Genomic DNA, 17,819 nt, shown 5'->3' on the forward strand with positions numbered 1-17,819 from the left:
AAAATGAAAGATGGTATTTATGAAACTCTTATGAACAGATACGGAAACAAATACGCTATATCCATGGCTGTGGCAAAAAGAGCGGAATCTTTGAATGAACTTTCAAAACCACTTGTAAAGACAGAAGAATCCAATCTTGTAACAATCGCACTTCAGGAAATGGCGGCCGGATACGTTGAGATAAAGAATTCAGAAATGTTAAAAGCGCTTACCGCGAATGTCAAAATTTCAAAGAAAAGATGAGAGTTCTTCTTGCCATAACTGGCGGGATAGCGGCATACAAGGCCGTTGATCTTGCGAGCATTTTGAGAAAGAGAAAAGATGAATTGAAAATAATCATGACAGAAAATGCCATGAAATTCGTCTCTCCTCTTACATTTGCCGCGGTGGGTAACGCTGAAGTTTACACGGACGAGTTCGAATACAGAGGGTTGATCTCTCATACGGGACTTTCTTCTTGGGCCGACGTTATGATCATAGCACCTGCAACTGCAAACACGATGGCAAAGATAGCAAATGGGATCGCAGACAACATAGTGACGGCAAGCGCTCTTGCCTTTAAGGGACCAAAAATTTTGGTGCCTGCGATGAATGTAAGAATGTACGAAAATCAGGTAACGCAAGATAACCTTGAAAAATTATCCAAATATGGATGGAAAATAGTAGAGCCCGAAATTGGACACCTTGCCGATGGAGAAGAAGGAAAGGGAAGGTATCCAGAAAATGCAAGGATAATCTTTGAAATGGAAAGTCTTTTTACAAAAAAAGACATGGATAATTTAAAAGTGCTTGTTACCGCCGGTCCAACTCGAGAGGCAATAGATCCGGTCAGATACATATCGAACAGATCCTCGGGAAAAATGGGATATGAAATAGCGAAAGCGGCCGTTTTGAGAGGCGCAGATGTGCATCTTGTTAGCGGACCTGTGAACATTCAATCGCCCTTTAATGTCAAAAGATATGACGTTGAAAGTACACAGGAGATGGCCCAAAGGGTTTTAGATATCTTGAATCAAGTCGATATAGTCATAATGGCTGCCGCTGTTGCAGATTATAAACCATTGGAAACGGCACAGCAAAAGATAAAAAAGGGCCTCTCTTTGGACTTAAAACTCGTAAAAACGACGGATATACTTTCTGAGATTTCAAAGGTTAAACGTCCGGATCAATTCGTTGTTGGCTTCGCCGCCGAAACCCAAAACCTTCTTGAAAATGCGAGACATAAATTCGAATCGAAATCTCTCGACATGATAGTCGCCAATGACGTCTCGAGAAAGGATATAGGGTTCGAGTCAGACTACAACGAAGTTACCGTAATAACGAAAAACGAAACCGTGCATCTTGAACGAATGACTAAAAATGAAATTGCAAATTCATTGCTTGACATTCTTCTAAAAGAAATTGTCAAGAAAAATTAAATTCAGATACTCGATAAATATAGTATTATATTGGTACCCGTAAAGGGTAATTCGGAGGTGGATTATGGCAGCATTACTTTCAGAAGAGGACAGGAAATACCTTGTCGATCTATTCGAGAAGGAATTAAAAGGAGAAGTTAAAATACTCTTTTTTGGCAGCAAAAGAAAAGAAGAGTGCGAGTACTGCGATCTTACGGAACAGATTCTTCAGGAACTTGCCGAAACAAACAACAAAATAACGATAGAAACGCATGATTTTGATGAAGATGCTTTGGTCAAAAAGTACAACGTCGAAATGGTTCCTGCGATTCTGATGTTGGATTCAGAAGGCAATGACATGAGAATAAGATATTACGGAATACCTTCCGGTTATGAATTCTCATCCCTCATAGAAGACGTCATAGCGACTTCTAAAAAAGGAGAAGTTGACCTTTCTTCTTCGACTTTGAAAAAACTCGAAGAGATTAAATCTCCTTTGAAATTGCAGGTATTCGTGACGCCAACATGTCCGTATTGTCCAAGAGCGGTTTTAATGGCCCATAAACTTGCGATGAAGTCACCTAACATAATTGGAGAGATGATAGAGGCCAATGAATTTCCGGATCTTTCGATGCAATACAACGTTTCTTCCGTTCCTCACATAATAATAAATGAGGGAGAAGGAGAATTCGTGGGTGCCCTTCCTGAAGATGCATTCGTTGAACAAATAATGAGTGTGGTAAAAGGAGTTTGATAACATGCCTCTTTTCAACCTCTCGAACGTCTCGAAGCCAAAAGAAACGAACTACGACGTTGCAATAATAGGAGCAGGCCCAGGCGGACTGGCAAGTGCTATATACGCAGGTCGTGCAGGTTTAAAAACGATAGTTTTTGAAAAATCAACCGAGGGTGGTCAGATACTTCTAACTGACATGATAGAAGATTACCCGGGTTTCGTTTCTATAAGCGGAAATGCACTGGCCGAAAATTTTCTGAATCACGCCAAGGCATTTGGATCAAATTTCACGAATGAAGAGATAATAGAGGCTGATTTAACTTCAAAGATCAAGAGGTTGAAAACGGACCTTGGAAATGAATACACGGCTAAAACCGTTGTAATCGCAACCGGAAGTAATCCAAGGAAACTTGGTGTTCCGGGCGAAGAAGAATTTATGAATAGAGGTGTCTCTTATTGCGCCGTTTGTGATGGAAGTTTCTTCAAGGATAAAAGGGTTGTAGTTGTTGGTGGTGGCGATAGCGCCGTGGAAGAAGGACTTTACATGACGAAGATCGCAAAAGAAGTAACCCTAATCCACAGAAGAGACAAATTGAGAGCGCAAAAGATAGCCCAAGAAAGGGCCTTCAAGTCAAAGATGAAGTTCATCTGGGACAGCGTTGTTACAGAGATAGGCGGTTCCAAAAACGTCGAGTACGTGATGATAAAAAATTTGAAAACAAATGAAACAACAAAGTATCCCACTGATGGTGTCTTCATATACGTAGGCTTGATTCCAAACACACAAATATTCAAAGATCAGATAAAAACGGATGAAAACGGCTTCATACTCACAGATGAGCACATGGAAACAAATTTAGAGGGTGTGTATGCGGTGGGAGATGTCAGAAAAACACCGCTAAGGCAGATAGTAACTGCGGCAGCAGATGGAGCGATAGCCGTAATAGATATGACAAAGTACTTTGACTAAAGCAAAAAAGACCGCAAAAGCGGTCTTTTTTGTTGATCTCTTATCATTTAATATGCTATACTCTTCAAGATATCGCCTCTATAGTTCAATGGATAGAACGGTGGATTCCTAATCCGCAAATGCAGGTTCGATTCCTGCTAGGGGCACCAGATATATATTACTTGGTAACCGTGTAATGGACGGGCACCAAGAAATGGTAAAGAAGTTTAAATCCTCAATCTCACGATGGCCGTAATAAATCTATAAGGCTGTGCCGCCGGCAAGATAAAAATCATCAACAAATGGTGCGGATCTATTACTTTGGGCGTTTTAAGGGGAATACCGTTGAGAACATGCATATACCTCCTCGGTAGGTATATCAAGAATGGTAGACCAAAACGTTGCGACACGTTTTGAGATGTTCCTTGAATTTTTAACAACGTATCTTATTTCATCGTCCGAATAGATAGTTCTCAATTCTTTAATCTGCTCCATGACGCCGTACTCAAGCACTCTGGCAATTATGAAATTTTTATCTTTGATGATATCCAGTTTAGACGCATCAACATCCCAGAAACAGTTGTTAAAGGAAGCGAATTGAAATGGGGTAGAAATTGAAATCACCTTCTTTTTCATGGAGAAATCTTTTTATGCATTTTAACAATTATAACATGGAACAGCGCATGGCCAATGGCAAATGGCTTATAGCGTATGGCGAATAGCAAAGACCGAGATTAGGCGTTAGGGATTAGACATTAGAGGTTAGAAAAACACTTCCGCCCTCGGAAGTAACTTCCGGTACCGGAAGTGATATAATCACTCTGGGTGATAAAATGCTTTTTGATCTAAAGCCAAAAGAGGATATAAAAAGTTTTTTTGACAGAGAAGAAGAGATAAATGATCTTGTTGATTCAATAGAAAAGTATCCGCTTACGATGGTTACGGGGCTGAGGAGGATCGGAAAATCTTCTCTTGTGCGGACGGTCATAAAAGATAAGGAATATCAAAGTGTATTTTTGGACGGAAGAGCGATGTATGCAAACAGTGGTGGAAATATAAAGAAGGCGGATTTGATCCAAAGATTGCAAAATGCCCTTTCTGAATTTTCAAATTTTGAGAAATTAAAAATTTTTCTGACAAATTTAAGGGGAATATCCGTTAAAGATCTTTCGTTGTCGATGAACTGGAAAGAAGTGGACCTGCTCTCTTTGATAGAAAAGATCGAGAAATTCAGTGAGAAAGAAAACAATTACACCATCTTTTTCTTTGACGAGGCACAATACTTAAAGTATTACGGAACAAAAGGAGGCAATGATTTACTTTCGCTTTTTTCTTACATGTACGATAATTTCAAGTTCATAAAGATAATAATTTCCGGATCGGAAATAGGCCTTCTCCACAATTTTTTAAACGTGGATGATTACAAATCACCACTTTACGGAAGATATATAAGGGAAATTTCTTTGAATCCATTCGATAAATTAACATCGATTTCATTCCTTGAAAAAGGGTTTGATGAAATAAAGGTAAAGATCGATCGGGAAGATATTCGAAAAGCAGTTGAGATTTTAGATGGCATTCCGGGCTATCTTGTTGAATTTGGAAACCGGTATGCTCAATTTAAAGATCTTGATATGGCCATAAAAAGCACATTTCAAGGCCTTTCCGGAATGGTAGAAGGAGAGATAAAAGAGTTAGAAAGGAAGAGTCCAAGATATGTTCAGACGCTTGCGTACATCTCAAATGGAATAAATACGTGGTCCGGTTTAAAAAATGCATTTTTTGCGAAAGGTGACACGATATCCGATTCAAGGCTTTACGAGATACTTAAAAATTTGGAAAAGATGACATGGATAAAGCAAGAAAATACCGGTGAAAAATACAAAATAATAGATAACGTTTTAAAAGAAATATTGAAAAAACGGTGATGCGTAACGAGTAATCAGCAAAAAAGCAGAGATTAGAGACTGGACATTAGAGATTAGGGGAAAAACGGCAGGTGGCTCGTAGCGGGTAGCACGTAGAAAAAATAATAATGCGTGATCGGTAAACAGTAAGCAGTGACAGGTGAGCAATCAGCAAATGACACATTGCCAATAGCAGGTGAAAAAACAAAACAACGTCATCCCGCATCACGTGCGGGATCACATTGAGGCCCTTAAAGGCGATTCTCGTTTTTGTTTAAAAACTCAGGAATAAATTTCTCACTTTCCAAAGACTTGATTATACCCCTAAGAAGGTAATTATTTGCAAAGTTGATTGTGTAAATCCTCTCTTTTGTTTCTATCGGCTTGATCATGTTTTTTTCTTTCATTCTTGACATTGTACGAGATTTTTGAACAGAATTTGTGATACCGAAGATTTTCAATTCTTCTGATTTCATTGTCATATCGTCCTTTAAAATGAGGTATTTCAAAATTTGATATTCTCTGTCCGTAATTTGCTTTCTATCAAGAGAAAATGAAATTGCCGGCAATAAAAGTGATTGTTGAACATATTTTTTAACGAGAAAGTGATCAATTTTTTCAATTTCATCTTTTAACCCAGACAAAAAGTATTCTGACCATTGAAGTAAATCTTCATCTTTTAGAGAATCTGCTCTTGATAAAAAGTTATAATATTTTTCCCTATCGTTGTAAAAGATGGAAGAAGGGTTTATGATTCTCAAATCTTTTACGCGAAAGCCAATTTTTATTAGCAAAGCATAATTAAGCAATCTACCCATTCTCCCATTACCATTATCAAAAGGGTGAATGTACGCAAATCTATGGTGCGCAATGGCTATCATAAGAAGTTGATACTGTTCTGGCCAACTTTGGTTGATGAAATTCAAAAATGAATCGAAATGATCTCTCAATGCGGCCGCATCGGGAGGAATATGAGAAGATTTTTTTATATGAACATTATGTTTTCGCAATTCTCCTGGATACATTGAACCTTCCCCATGTGGCGGTGGAGTGAGTTCCTTCGTAATAATCTTGTGAACTTCGGAGATATATGCTCTTGTAAATTTTGTATTTTCATCAGTTTGATCTTCAATCCATTTTATAGCTTCATCAAGGTTCTCTATTTCTTTTTGAGATTCATCTTTGTATGCTGATTTTTCGATTATCTTCTCAACGTATTCTGAAAGAGTGGTATTATTTCCTTCTATTCTTGCAGAACCAAATGTTTCAAGGATTTGGAAAATATCTTTCAATTGGAGAAATATCCATTTTGGAACTTCCCCGACAGATTGGTTTGACCTCAATTTTTCAAGTTTCAAAATAATACCTGTAAGATTACTTCCCCATTTTGGTTCAGGGATTTTGATTTCTATGTCGTTTAACAATTTACTTGCCACCTTACAAAAAATTACTTATCATTATTATATCACTAAATCCTATTTTAAAAGTAAAAAATGAAAAAATAATTAATTGGTTACTTATCATTATTTAAAAATACTACTTATCATCGATCAGCAAAAAAGAGTATGGCAAATGGCATATGGCAGATGGCGAATAGTAAAAAGAGATTAGAGATTAAAAAAGGCCGTTATCAGTAACGCGTAATCAGTGAACAGCGGGAATTGACAAAAGCAACTTTTTATGATATCTTTAATTGTAAAGAATTAACATTACGAAGATGATTATATGCCAAGCAATACAAGGATTGTGAATATGTCTATTCCTTTAGATATTTACGATAAAGTGGATAAAATGGCAAGAAAGAGAAAAACTTCTAAAAGTAGCATCTTAAAAGAAGCCTTGGAACGTTATATTATAGAAGAAGAAAAATGGAACCTGATCTACAAGTGGGGCGAGGAAAAATCTAAATCACTTGGAATAAGAGATGAAAAAGATGTCGCTCAACTTATCAAAGACTTTCGTCAATATCATAAATAATGATGAAAGTCGTCTTAGATACTAATGTTTTCATTTCTGCTATTTTGACTCCTGGGAACCCAAGAAAGATTTTGGAATTTGCAAGAAGAGACACTTCACTTACCATTTATCAGAATTCATTCTATGGGAAATAGAAAGGATTCTCAAAAGAAAAATTGGAATGGCCAATGGCAGATGGCAGATGGCGAATAGTAAAAAGAGATTAGAGATTAAAAAGGCCGTGATCAGTAACGCGTGATCAGTGATCAGCGGGAATTGACAAAAGCAATTTTTTATGATAGTATTTGCTAAATTGAACGGTAATCAATTCTATTTTGGGGTTTAAAAATTGAGTAAGTGTCAAGTACATTGAATTCACGAAGTACTTTACCAGATAATTCAAATTACAATGGAAGCCCACTTCTTGTGTTTAGAATTTATTTTACATAGATAACTTGCATTGGGAATGAGGTGGGGTAATGATGAAAAGATACATCTTTTTGTTGGTTTTGGTCGTTTTGGTATCTTTGATCTTAAGTTCCTGCGCGATTAACGTATTTAAAGGATTAAATACACCTGCGAATACACAAAATCTTTCCCAAATCGCCATCAATGAAGCAAACAGTGGAAACTTTAAAGAGGCCATTTCTGCTTCTGTTCAGGTTTTAAATGCTGTTAGCAATGGCACAATTCCTTCAACCAACATCTACAGTGCCGTTGTACTTTCCGATACTTCTACTTCTGCAAGAAATACCCTTGCCACAGTCACAAATTTCTTAAATACAACCCAGTCAACAAGTGTGGCCCTCAAAAACGCCGCTGAGGCTATGCTTAGTTCAATAAATGGCACTATGAGATTGAACGCCATAACACTTGCAAGCAGTTTCATATCGATCTGGCAAAGTCAAAATCTTTCCGTTCTGTCTAACACCTCTTCAATTTCTACTGCCTATATAACCTCGGCAATAAATTTGATCGTCTCTTCTTCACACAACATCCAACTAATGCAACTTCTTGAGGCATTATCGAGCACACTTAACCGTTTCGATCCATCTAACCCGAACTGGCTTATATCCAAAGGAATATATGCAGCGTTACAAATCCCAATAATTCTTTTTGACTCAAATGGAAACAATGTGCTCGATTCACAGGATCAGATCTTCAAATATCTTCCCGCAGATTATAACGGTATTTTGTACAAGGTTCAACTTCAAACCTATAACAACATTCAAAAGTCAAATGAACTTCTCGCAGACCTTTCAACGGCATTGACCTCTCTCGACTCAGGACTCAATGAGATGTCTCAATCTAACCCACAAATGGCACAAACTCTTACAATGATAAGAAGTTATATTGTCCAGATAGAGACCGCACTCTATGTTGTGAATGCCGAGATGATATCCCAGATCCAGTATCTCGGAGATATTCAAAAAATAAGTCTGTGATTGATAAATATGAAAAAGATCACGATTGGAATTCTTATTGTGCTTTTGTCAGTTTCTATCTTTGCGTTTGATACTGGTTTTTACAGATCAGTTCAAACTCTCGAGATGGGCGAGACATTTACGGGAATTGCAAACAATCAAAATGCTATCTTTTACAATCCCGCAGGAATTGCAAATTCAAAAGGTTTCTTCTTTTCACTTCCAGAAGTAAATGTGGGAATGAGTGAAGGGCTCGGAAATGCGGTTCTAAAGGCGCTATCCAACTGGAACCAGATCCAATCTTTGATCCAGAGCGGGAATTCGACAGCCCTTACGATTTATTTGATTCAGAACTATGGACCCTACCTTCAAAACAGCAATTCTTTGCTAATAGGATCAGATGCGCTAATAGGATATGGTTTTGGAAACTTTTCAATAGCGGGTGGTGCCTTTGGTCAATTGTGGGGACAATCCATTCTTACACAATATAACACGTTGTCTTTAAATGCACTGGCCGGAGGTTACGCATTTGGAATGGCAGCATTCTCATTTAACGTTGGAGATTTGAAGTTGAATGTCGGTGGAACTTACAGATATGGATACGTATTTCCTCAAATATACAGTATAAACAATGAATTTTTACTCGTTGCAGATTTTAATCCAAATCTTACTTACGAATCAACATCCAACGTTGATTTAGGCACAATGATCTCTTACGGTAACCTTTCTTTTGGTACGCTATGGCACAATGTATTGAATCAATCAACACCGGATGTAAGAATTGGCCTTGGCTATAAAAGTGATAAATTTTCTGCAGGCGTAGATTTAGAAAATGTCTTTAACGAGAATTACACGATATACAGGAAACTTCATGCGGGCATTTCCTACAAAATCTTTGATTTTCTTACGCTCTACGGTGGAATTTCCGCCGGATGGTTTACCGGAGGAATTGAGGCAAATTTAGGACCCGTGTTTTTAAATTTAGGAACTTACGTTCTTAATTACGGCAATTACGCCGGATATAATTACCAGAGGATGTACACCGTACAAGTGGGAATTCAGTAACACATAAATGAAAGCAAAAAGCGCGTGATATACGCGCTTTTTTTATTTCTAATTTTCAATTAGTCAACTATTCCCACTTATAGAAGTGGGATCTTCCCTCTTCAATGAATGATAACTCGTAGACTGAAGGTAGAGACTTCTTGCTAATTATTGTTAAAGATAATTAAAAATCAATATTTGATTGAAGAACGGAGGTATGAAATTAATTTGAAATATTTAAGAAATGTAAAATACATAATACATGTATTGACATAAAAATTGTTAAGAGTTAATATATGTATTAAGTTGTAATTCTAATTACGTAATTATTAATACATGAAAAAGTTATTTTTCCATCTAATTTTGAAGGGAGGTCTTTTGCAGTGAAAAGAGTGCTTGCATTATTATTGATTGGTACCATCTTCATTGGAATGGCACTCGCAGGCGGAGTTGTGAATTTCGGAATGTATTCTGATATCACATCTCTGAACATCTGGTCCATGTTAGGACCAAACGCAACCTCGTGGAACTTTTATCCGGCGATCGATAAATATGGATCACTTTACGGTCTGTCGGATGTCACAAATCAGTTAGTTCCTTCTTTGGCAGACGGCTTCTGGTCAACATTCCAAGCGACAACAGTCGATGGAACATCGGCGTACGTTACAACCATCCATTTGTTAAAAGGTGTAAAGTGGTCCGATGGAACTCCGTTTACGGCAAATGATGTGGTCTTCTCCTATGAGGTGCCATTCAAACTCAACATGCCCGGAAACTGGGGCGGAGATTATCCACCGGCTCCTTACAACTTCATAAAGGCAACAAAAATCAACGATTACACAGTCGATCTTTACGTCAAACAGCCGAGCGGAGAATTCATATACGATACGCTTATGGCTCCAATAGTCCAAGAAAAATTCTGGGAACCAGTCTATGAGGCGGCCCTTAAAACTTCCAATCCTTCCCAGTACATGATGAATTACGATAAAGATCTCTACAATGAACCATCGATAGGACCTATAACGGTCTCTCAATGGCAACAGGGTGCATTTATAAAAGATACGGCCATTCAAAATTATTCCTTTAAAGGCGAGCAGGAAATAGAGTATGCCAATGGCGCCATCCAATACATCGATCCAGCACTTGGAATAAATGCAACGTATTACGGCACACCAGAAGGTACGGTCTTACACAAGTTCGTAACGGGACCTTACGTTGACTCAATAGTTTACGATATTTACCAAAACCAAACAGCGGCCGTCGCCGCACTCATGAATGGTACTATCGGCTACATGCTCAGTCCAAATGGTCTTGAGAAGGGATTTGTTCAAGAATTACAAACGAATCCAAATGTCAAGATAGTCCAAAACCAGGACCTTGGCTTTGATTACATAGCCTTTAACATGAGAAGATACCCGATGAACATAAAGGCATTCAGGGTCGCCATAGCCTATTTGATAGACAGGCATTTACTCGCAGACAAGATAATACCCGGCTCGATCGTTCCACTTGCCTCTTTGGTGCCTCCCGGAAATGCTTTCTGGTACGATCCAAACCTTAAATATTACGGAGAGGGTATGGACACAGCCCAAAGATACGAGGCAGCCATAGATGTGCTCAAGAAGGCCGGATTTACATGGCTTATCCCGCCAAAGATAGAAAATGGTCAACTCGTCCAGCGTGGAGAAGGGCTCATTGGACCTGACGGGAAAATCATAAAGCAAATAACGATGCTTGCACCGTCTGCAGGATACGATCCCATAAGGGCAACGATAGCTTTGTGGATAGAGAAATGGGCCAACGATATAGGCATTCCACTTTACGCCGATTTAACGAGTTTTAACAACATCGTCAACGCCGTATGGAATGAAAATTTCAATTTCGATATCTACATGCTTGGCTGGGGTATATCGATATATCCAAGTTATCTCCACGACTTCTTTGCACAATCCCAAAATGTGCCGGGTGGATTTAACTCTCCAGGATACGACAATCCTCAATTCGAGCAACTTGCACGTGAATTCATAGCACAGACCGATATGACCAAGGCACGCGAGTATGCATTCCAACTTGAACAGATCCTCGAAGACGATGTTCCTTACGTTGTGATATACTCGTCAAATCTCATGGAGGCATACAGAACAGATAAGGTACAATTCGCTTACACACATACACTCGGTGGAATTCAGAATGTTTACGGTGAGCAGGCATTCGTAAAATCAGTTGACACCGCCCAATAAAAATAAAGTAAAATATTGCCGGGCCAAAAGGTCCGGCTTTTTATTTTAAACAAAGGAGAAGAAAAGCAACATTCCCAAAAACAAGGGGATCGAGTAGAGATGAAAATACTTAAGGTAATTAGATTTGAAATTCCTTTTGTATATCGAAAAGGCTATTATGTTTGCCAAAGAGCCGACCAAAGTTCCAAATCCACCAACACTTACTCCCAAAAGTAATGGCTTCCACAGGTTTGTAAAGGCCGAGATAACGATGGCCGACGGCACATTGCTTATTATTTGAGAAAGCAGGGCAGAGGTAAGGAAGACATTTTTACCGCTGTTCAAAAATTCAGGCAAATTCTTAAGCCACGACATTGATGATATCTCTCCGGAAAGAATGAAAAAAGCCACAAAGGTGCCGAGAAGAAAGTAATCAACGCTGCCAAGCAACCTTCTATCTGCAAGTATTATGTAGGCAAGTATAAAGCCGCCAATTAAGAAGATATCCCCAAATCTCAAAATAGAGGCTATCATTAAAAGAAGTAAAAGCAAGTACACCCACCATTGTTTTTCAAGTTTTGTGATCCTTGAGACCTTTGTTATCGATTTGTTCCTGATAAAAAAGATCGTAAAAATGGCAACGGCTAATGAAAGCAAAGAAAAGATCGCGACGTACCCCATGAACTCTAACGGGGGAGCATTATAATGCGTGTAAATATAGATATTTTGGGGATTTCCAAATGGTGTAAAAGAACTCATACCGTTGGCCACAACAGATTCGAGTATGACAAGCCACATTGGATCGAATTCCGATCTTTGGGCAACGCTAACGGTTAGAGGAACTATGACGATCAACGTCACATCATTTGTGACAAGGGGGGCAAGTATGGCAGTCAGAATCAAAAGCATTATGGAAAGTACAAGAGTATTCTTAGATCGAGAGATCAAATGAAAACCCCAATAATCAAGAACGCCTTTTTGTTTGAGTCCTCCATTTATCATCATCATTATGAAGAGAATCCACAAAACCCTTATCTGATCGTATCCTATGAACTTCAATGGATTCTCTTTAACTAAGATGATCGTCAAAATTGCCGCTGCAGAGGAGATTAAAAAGAGCCATTCTTTGGATAATCTTTGGATGATCTTCATCTATTTTATCTTTTCTATCTCGACTTTCTTTACAAGTTCTTCAACCTCTGCCTTTTTGGCAAGCGTCGTTCCTTCATTCATGGCCGCAGATGCACCACATGCGCTGGCAATTTTGAGCGCTTCTTCGATCGATTCATTCCTTTTGTATATAAAACCGGCCAAAAAAGAATCTCCGGCACCAACGCCACTCTTCGCAACTATTTTAAGAGGTTTTATTCTGTAGATTTGACCGTCTACAAATGTTATGGCACCGTCTTTGCCAAGTGTTACAAGGACATCTGTTATTCCAAATTCCCTCGAAATATGTGAGGCTACATGTGGAACGTCCTCTATCTTCACATCCTGTCCGATAAGACGTGAAAGTTCGTGGATGTTTGGTTTTATACCAAATGGTTTTTCTTTCACAGCGGATTGAAGGTTTTCTCCATCTGTGTCTACATAAACTCTTACGCCCTTTGCCTTTGCAATTCTAACGATCTCGGCATAGGAAGAGGGCTTCAATCCATGGGGGAGGCTACCAGAGGCAACAAGAATGTCTCCCTTTCTTAAAACGGTCCTTAACATATCTAAGATAAGTTCGTACTCTGTTTCATTCAAAGGCTTTCCCGGTAAGTTCAATCTGTATTGATTTTTGGATGTTTGCACGATTATATTCATTCTCGTTTCATGTCTGACTCTGACTGCCGCGTAGAGTACCTTCTCATTGTCTAACATGAATTCTATTCTTTCTCCATTTGACCCGCCAAGCGGGCATATCGCAATCGATGTTCCGCCTATCTCCCTTATGACGCGCGAAACATCTATCCCTTTTCCGGCAGCATATTCTTTGGTATCCTTTACCCTGATAGAATCATCTGGAATAAGTTCATCCACGTAAAGGTATCTGTCGAGGCTTGGATTCATCGTTAAAGTAAAGATCAATTCGCATTCCTCCTTTTGTACATGTAAAATCTCACTTCTATTCTACCATTAAACATTTTTCTATTTTCATTCGCCTTAAAGAATTTTCTTTCAAAATCTCTATCCGCGGTTAAAAAGAAAAAGTCCCACCCTTTGAGATCCGTGTATTTTTTTTTCAAGATTTTGTAAAGTTCTTCATCCTTGTCTAACCTCTTACCGTATGGTAGATTTGAGATAAAATACCCTCTTTCAAGATGTGGAAAAAACTCACTTACATTGGCAACACGAAATTCTATGAAATTTTCTAATCCTATCCTTTTGGCATTCTTAATGGCCGCCTCGATCGAGTCTTTGTTTATATCCGTCCCTATTACCTTCGTTTTTGATCGTCTTACGACTTCTTTTGCGATCCTTTTCTCTTCGTAAAGTATAGATACCGGAAAATTCTTCCATGATTCGAAGGCAAATTTACGCATCAGACCCGGTGCGATATTTTTTGCCATCATCGCACCTTCTATCGGTATGGTGCCAGATCCGCAAAATCCGTCCCAAAGAGGGATCTCTCCGTCCCAATTACTTAAAAATAAAAGAGAGGCGGCAAGTGTTTCTTTGAGAGGAGCCTCAGAGATATTCACCCTGTATCCCCTTCTGTTAAGACTGTCACCGGTTGTATCAAGACCTATTACTACATGATCCCTTAAAATCTGGACCTTTATCCTGTAAAGGGGACCATCTTCGGGAAAATGATCTATTTTGTAGCGCTTCTTCATCTTTTCGACTATTGCTTTCTTTACGATGGATTGACATGCCGGTACACTTGAAAGTGTAGATTTAACAGACGAAAGTTCCACGGGGAAGGTCGCGTCCTTTGTTAAAAATTCTGCCCATTCAACTTCAAAGGTTTTATCGAATAAAGTGTCGAAATCATACGCATCGAATTCGGCCATCTTTATCATGACCCTGTTGCCGGTTCTTATCCACAAATTGGCGCGCACAACGTCTTTGAATTCTCCTTCAAAGATCACGCGTCCATCCTGTGCTTTCGCATCGTATCCCAATTTTTTCAATTCTTTCTTCGTAACACCTTCGATCCCGAATGCAGTCGGAACCATAATGGTAATCTCTTTCATACTTGGATTATACCAAATCTAAATCAGAACTGCCGAAGTATTGATTTTATCGATGTAATATGGTATATTATTTAAGACCATTATTATCCACTTTAGGAGATGATTGAATATGGGGTGCCTTTGTTCAAAGAAATTGGATTTACCTTTCATGCGATAAAAGAGGATTTTAAAGCCGGCAAAAGGCTTGATCCTTCTGTTAAATCTGGCAGAGATATCTTCCTCTTTTCCGCTTCCTTTCACGGTCTTATGCTTTACAGATTTTCCCATCTTTTTTGGAATTTGAAAATGAGATTTCTTGCCATGACATTAAGGTACATAAATCGTGTCTTGTACAAAATGGATATTCATCCCGCGGCCAACATAGAGGCCGGAATTTTCATAGATCATGGCATAGGCGTCGTCATAGGAGAGACAGCCTCGGTTGGAAGTGGATCTTTGATCTATCACGGTGTAACGCTTGGAACGGCAAGAATCATGCAGGGCAAGCGCCATCCAACCATTGGAAGAAATGTTTTGATAGGTGCCAATGCGGTCATACTCGGTCCCGTAAAGATAGGAGATGGATCGCGCATCGGCGCAAATGCGGTTGTGCTTGAAGATGTGCCTGAATTTTCAACTGCAGTTGGAAATCCGGCAAGGATCGTCAAAAAGCAGGTGAGAAATTGTGAATTTAATCTCAATAATAGGAAAGACACCGATCGTACATTTGAAGACGATGAACCTTTGGTTAAAACTTGAAATGATGAATCCGGGAGGTAGCATAAAAGACAGAACGGCCTTTTCGATGATCGACGATGCTCTAAGATCTGGCCTTATAGAGACTGGATCGACAATAGTTGAGCCGACCTCTGGAAATACTGGAATAGGCCTTGCCATGGTTGGATCTCATTATGGTCTTAGGGTCATCCTTACGATGCCGGAGAATTTAACGATCGAAAGAAGAAAACTTCTTCAAATGTACGGAGCCGATCTTTTATTGACTCCTGCAAATTTCGGAATGAACGGATCCGTCGAAAAAGCCTATGAAATAGCCAAGCAATTAAAAGGTATCGTGCTGAATCAATTTGAAAATCAGTCTAATCCACGAATTCATTTTATGACAACAGGTCCCGAAATTTTGTCCCAGATGGATTACAAAATAGATGCCGTTGTTGCCGGCGTTGGAACGGGAGGAACGATAAGCGGAGTTGGAAATTTTATGAAAAGATTCTCAAGTAAGATCAAAATAGTTGCCGTCGAACCTTCGGAATCACCGGTACTTTCGGGAGGTAAGCCTTCACCACACGGAATTCAGGGCATAGGCGCTGGCTTTATTCCGAAAAATTACGATCCGAGCGTTGTCGATGAGATAATCCAGATCTCAACGGACGAAGCGAGAGACATGACAGATTACCTTTCGAAGAAGGAAGGACTTTTTCTTGGGATCTCTTCTGGAGCGGCCGTTGCCGCCGGACTTAAATTGATCAAAAAGTTGGAAAGGGACTCAAGAATAGTCGTTATATCGGCCGACGGAGGTGAAAAATATCTCTCAATATGGTGATCTGATAGATTCCTTGATCGAAGAGATCAGAAAAACCGCGGGCGACAAAGATCTCTACATCGCCTTTTCGGGAGGACTTGATTCAAGTGTTGCGGCCATTCTCTCTAAACTCGCACTTGGCCCATCGAGGGTAACCCTTGTCACGACGAAATTCGATTTTACCTATCCGCAAACCATTGAGATAGTGAAAAATTTTGCCGCTTCAAATGGCCTAAAGCATCTTTTTGTAGACGGATCTGAATGGCAAAGGAAGATATGGAAATTCGGTCCTGCCTGCAACGCGTGCACACGTGGACCAAAACTTGAAAGCGTCAAAAGGTATGCAAATGGTATAGTCGTAACCGGTGCCGAACTTGAGGATACATGGGGCCAACAGGGAATTAAGATGAACAACGGATTTTATTCTCCTCTCTCTTCTTTGTCGAGAAGTCAGATCGAAGAGATTGCACAAATTCTCGGCATAAAGATAAACAAAATAGGAGAAAATGCAAAAAGAGAGGGGTGCATCTTAAAACATCTTTTAAAAATGATGACATCATTTGATTTTCATGGTAGATCCGTATACAATGCGAATGTCACACTTATGAAAATTTTAAACGAGTTCGATCTAAAGTTCGAAATCGCAAATGTGAAGATCGTGGGCCCTCTTTCCAAGAATCTTGCCCTTGTGAATCTATCCCCTCTTCCACCGGAGAAGGTAATAAATTCCGTAAAATCCGAGATCTCAAAGATACCGCAGATAGAAAAGGTGGATATCATCGACAGGCCTGTTAAATTGAAGATAATGGCAAATCCCGGCATCTACAATGATCCGAAGGCAAGGTACTGGATAGAAAAAGGCAGATTACAGCCAGATTTTGCGGCCCCAATAACTGTCGAATGGAAGATATCTGCAAATAACAGGTTAAATACCTTTCAGGTCATCGATTATGAATTTTTAAATGCGGTGATCAAAACGAGATCGTCACCTTCAATTTGAATTATGGCGACGATCTCATCATTTTCGATCCTTATCCTTCCATTTCTTTGAAAAGTTGCCCGAGATTCTTTGGATTCAAGCAACGATTTTAAATTATCGAGTCCTATCTCTCTTTCTATGCTTCTTTGCAGCGCGTGCGATCTTATGTAAAGGTATCTATCAAGGAGAGATATGTGAATTCTAAACTCTTCTGCCCTTTACCTCACCCCTAAAATTCTGTCGATCTTGTTCCTGTCAAAACCTATGACGATCTGATTTCCAAGTTCTATAACCGGCACGCCATACTGGTGTGTCTTCTTTACCATAAGTTCGGCTTCTCTCTGATCCTTTGAGACGTCTACGTCTTCAAATGGAATTCCGAGAGATTTAAAATAGTTTTTTGCCGCTTTACAATGTGGGCACGTTGGTGTAGAATATATTTTTACCTTTAAAGCCACTCAAAATCATCTCCTTATTTCACTCGATCGAATTTAAGTCTCATTTCAT

At 39.2% G+C, this 17,819-nt stretch carries 18 protein-coding genes and 1 tRNA gene; 13 read left to right on the top strand and 6 right to left on the bottom strand.

Annotated features, from left to right (window positions below; genetic code table 11):
• Positions 1–3 precede the first annotated feature (3 nt).
• The 5 genes from rpoZ to ATHSA_RS02425 all read left to right on the top strand — a co-directional run bounded on the left by rpoZ (position 4) and on the right by ATHSA_RS02425 (position 3,252).
• Positions 4–243 carry a DNA-directed RNA polymerase subunit omega gene (gene rpoZ / locus ATHSA_RS02405; RefSeq protein ID WP_161847594.1) on the top strand — a complete coding sequence of 80 codons (240 nt, stop codon included), beginning with the start codon at positions 4–6 and terminating at the stop codon, positions 241–243.
• The gene (gene coaBC, locus ATHSA_RS02410; RefSeq protein WP_161847595.1) at positions 240–1,418 is read left to right on the top strand and encodes a bifunctional phosphopantothenoylcysteine decarboxylase/phosphopantothenate--cysteine ligase CoaBC; all 1,179 of its coding nucleotides are present in this window, start codon (positions 240–242) and stop codon (positions 1,416–1,418) included. Before rpoZ ends, coaBC begins: the two co-directional genes overlap by 4 nt.
• A 64-nt stretch (positions 1,419–1,482) precedes the next feature.
• The gene (pdo, locus tag ATHSA_RS02415) at positions 1,483–2,151 is read left to right on the top strand and encodes a protein disulfide oxidoreductase (protein WP_161847596.1); all 669 of its coding nucleotides are present in this window, start codon (positions 1,483–1,485) and stop codon (positions 2,149–2,151) included.
• Positions 2,152–2,155: 4 nt separating this feature from the next.
• Entirely contained in the window at positions 2,156–3,103 is a 948-nt protein-coding gene (gene trxB, locus ATHSA_RS02420) for a thioredoxin-disulfide reductase (protein ID WP_161847597.1), read from the top strand.
• 74 nt (positions 3,104–3,177) lie between these two features.
• Positions 3,178–3,252: transfer RNA gene (locus ATHSA_RS02425), tRNA-Arg, on the top strand.
• A 160-nt stretch (positions 3,253–3,412) separates the two neighbouring features.
• Here ATHSA_RS02425 and ATHSA_RS02430 read toward each other — a convergent pair.
• On the bottom strand, positions 3,413–3,718 hold the full coding sequence (locus ATHSA_RS02430) for a DUF6922 domain-containing protein (protein WP_161847598.1): 306 nt from the start codon (positions 3,716–3,718) through the stop codon (positions 3,413–3,415).
• A gap of 197 nt (positions 3,719–3,915) precedes the next feature.
• Here ATHSA_RS02430 and ATHSA_RS02435 point away from each other — a divergent pair, with 197 nt between their 5' ends.
• The gene (locus tag ATHSA_RS02435; protein WP_161847599.1) at positions 3,916–5,010 is read left to right on the top strand and encodes an AAA family ATPase; all 1,095 of its coding nucleotides are present in this window, start codon (positions 3,916–3,918) and stop codon (positions 5,008–5,010) included.
• Between the two features lie 230 nt (positions 5,011–5,240).
• On the opposite strand, the gene ATHSA_RS02440 is transcribed toward ATHSA_RS02435, so the two are convergent.
• Entirely contained in the window at positions 5,241–6,413 is a 1,173-nt protein-coding gene (locus ATHSA_RS02440; protein ID WP_161847600.1) for a Fic family protein, read from the bottom strand.
• Positions 6,414–6,714: 301 nt separating this feature from the next.
• Here ATHSA_RS02440 and ATHSA_RS02445 point away from each other — a divergent pair, with 301 nt between their 5' ends.
• The 4 genes from ATHSA_RS02445 (at position 6,715) to ATHSA_RS02460 (ending at position 11,653) form a co-directional block, all read left to right on the top strand.
• The gene (locus ATHSA_RS02445) at positions 6,715–6,966 is read left to right on the top strand and encodes a ribbon-helix-helix protein, CopG family (protein WP_161847601.1); all 252 of its coding nucleotides are present in this window, start codon (positions 6,715–6,717) and stop codon (positions 6,964–6,966) included.
• Between the two features lie 461 nt (positions 6,967–7,427).
• Positions 7,428–8,390, top strand: coding sequence for a hypothetical protein (locus ATHSA_RS02450; protein WP_161847602.1), 963 nt, complete (start codon positions 7,428–7,430; stop codon positions 8,388–8,390).
• Positions 8,391–8,399: 9 nt separating this feature from the next.
• The gene (locus ATHSA_RS02455; protein WP_161847603.1) at positions 8,400–9,434 is read left to right on the top strand and encodes a conjugal transfer protein TraF; all 1,035 of its coding nucleotides are present in this window, start codon (positions 8,400–8,402) and stop codon (positions 9,432–9,434) included.
• A gap of 362 nt (positions 9,435–9,796) precedes the next feature.
• A complete protein-coding gene (locus tag ATHSA_RS02460) occupies positions 9,797–11,653 on the top strand; it encodes an ABC transporter substrate-binding protein (protein ID WP_161847604.1) in 1,857 nt (618 codons plus the stop codon).
• A 45-nt stretch (positions 11,654–11,698) separates the two neighbouring features.
• Here ATHSA_RS02460 and ATHSA_RS02465 read toward each other — a convergent pair whose 3' ends face one another.
• The 3 genes from ATHSA_RS02465 to ATHSA_RS02475 are packed head-to-tail and all read right to left on the bottom strand — an operon-like array spanning position 11,699 to position 14,814.
• The gene (locus ATHSA_RS02465) at positions 11,699–12,784 is read right to left on the bottom strand and encodes an SLC13 family permease (RefSeq protein ID WP_161847605.1); all 1,086 of its coding nucleotides are present in this window, start codon (positions 12,782–12,784) and stop codon (positions 11,699–11,701) included.
• Positions 12,785–13,705 (bottom strand): 1-phosphofructokinase family hexose kinase, encoded by a 921-nt coding sequence (locus ATHSA_RS02470; RefSeq protein ID WP_161847606.1) that lies wholly within the window; start codon positions 13,703–13,705, stop codon positions 12,785–12,787.
• Positions 13,702–14,814: a THUMP domain-containing class I SAM-dependent RNA methyltransferase gene (locus ATHSA_RS02475; protein ID WP_232060110.1), complete on the bottom strand. Its 1,113-nt coding sequence runs from the start codon at positions 14,812–14,814 to the stop codon at positions 13,702–13,704. Before ATHSA_RS02475 ends, ATHSA_RS02470 begins: the two co-directional genes overlap by 4 nt.
• 99 nt (positions 14,815–14,913) lie before the next feature.
• Between ATHSA_RS02475 and epsC the strand changes: the two genes are divergently transcribed.
• From epsC to ATHSA_RS02490, 3 genes are read left to right on the top strand one after another with little or no spacing between them, the layout of a single operon-like run.
• A complete protein-coding gene (gene epsC / locus ATHSA_RS02480; RefSeq protein WP_161847608.1) occupies positions 14,914–15,552 on the top strand; it encodes a serine O-acetyltransferase EpsC in 639 nt (212 codons plus the stop codon).
• Positions 15,530–16,354: a cysteine synthase A gene (gene cysK / locus ATHSA_RS02485; RefSeq protein ID WP_161848904.1), complete on the top strand. Its 825-nt coding sequence runs from the start codon at positions 15,530–15,532 to the stop codon at positions 16,352–16,354. Before epsC ends, cysK begins: the two co-directional genes overlap by 23 nt.
• Before the next feature lie 13 nt (positions 16,355–16,367).
• Positions 16,368–17,333, top strand: a complete 966-nt coding sequence (locus ATHSA_RS02490; protein ID WP_197739202.1) for an adenine nucleotide alpha hydrolase family protein — start codon at positions 16,368–16,370, stop codon at positions 17,331–17,333.
• 197 nt (positions 17,334–17,530) lie between these two features.
• Here ATHSA_RS02490 and ATHSA_RS02495 read toward each other — a convergent pair whose 3' ends face one another.
• Positions 17,531–17,770 (bottom strand): glutaredoxin family protein, encoded by a 240-nt coding sequence (locus tag ATHSA_RS02495; protein WP_161847609.1) that lies wholly within the window; start codon positions 17,768–17,770, stop codon positions 17,531–17,533.
• Positions 17,771–17,819 lie beyond the last annotated feature (49 nt).

The sequence above is a fragment of the Athalassotoga saccharophila genome (assembly GCF_009936215.1).
Classification (GTDB): Bacteria; Thermotogota; Thermotogae; order Mesoaciditogales; family Mesoaciditogaceae; genus Athalassotoga; species Athalassotoga saccharophila.

Coding starts and splice junctions, on each gene's coding strand:
- ATHSA_RS02455 (WP_161847603.1), top strand. CDS start 8,400: ATGAAAAAGATCACGATTGGAATTCTTATTGTGCTTTTGTCAGTTTCT.
- coaBC (WP_161847595.1), top strand. CDS start 240: ATGAGAGTTCTTCTTGCCATAACTGGCGGGATAGCGGCATACAAGGCC.
- ATHSA_RS02450 (WP_161847602.1), top strand. CDS start 7,428: ATGAAAAGATACATCTTTTTGTTGGTTTTGGTCGTTTTGGTATCTTTG.
- cysK (WP_161848904.1), top strand. CDS start 15,530: ATGAACCTTTGGTTAAAACTTGAAATGATGAATCCGGGAGGTAGCATA.
- ATHSA_RS02465 (WP_161847605.1), bottom strand. CDS start 12,784: ATGAAGATCATCCAAAGATTATCCAAAGAATGGCTCTTTTTAATCTCC.
- ATHSA_RS02435 (WP_161847599.1), top strand. CDS start 3,916: ATGCTTTTTGATCTAAAGCCAAAAGAGGATATAAAAAGTTTTTTTGAC.
- rpoZ (WP_161847594.1), top strand. CDS start 4: ATGAAAGATGGTATTTATGAAACTCTTATGAACAGATACGGAAACAAA.
- ATHSA_RS02475 (WP_232060110.1), bottom strand. CDS start 14,814: ATGAAAGAGATTACCATTATGGTTCCGACTGCATTCGGGATCGAAGGT.
- ATHSA_RS02430 (WP_161847598.1), bottom strand. CDS start 3,718: ATGAAAAAGAAGGTGATTTCAATTTCTACCCCATTTCAATTCGCTTCC.
- trxB (WP_161847597.1), top strand. CDS start 2,156: ATGCCTCTTTTCAACCTCTCGAACGTCTCGAAGCCAAAAGAAACGAAC.
- pdo (WP_161847596.1), top strand. CDS start 1,483: ATGGCAGCATTACTTTCAGAAGAGGACAGGAAATACCTTGTCGATCTA.
- epsC (WP_161847608.1), top strand. CDS start 14,914: ATGATTGAATATGGGGTGCCTTTGTTCAAAGAAATTGGATTTACCTTT.
- ATHSA_RS02445 (WP_161847601.1), top strand. CDS start 6,715: ATGCCAAGCAATACAAGGATTGTGAATATGTCTATTCCTTTAGATATT.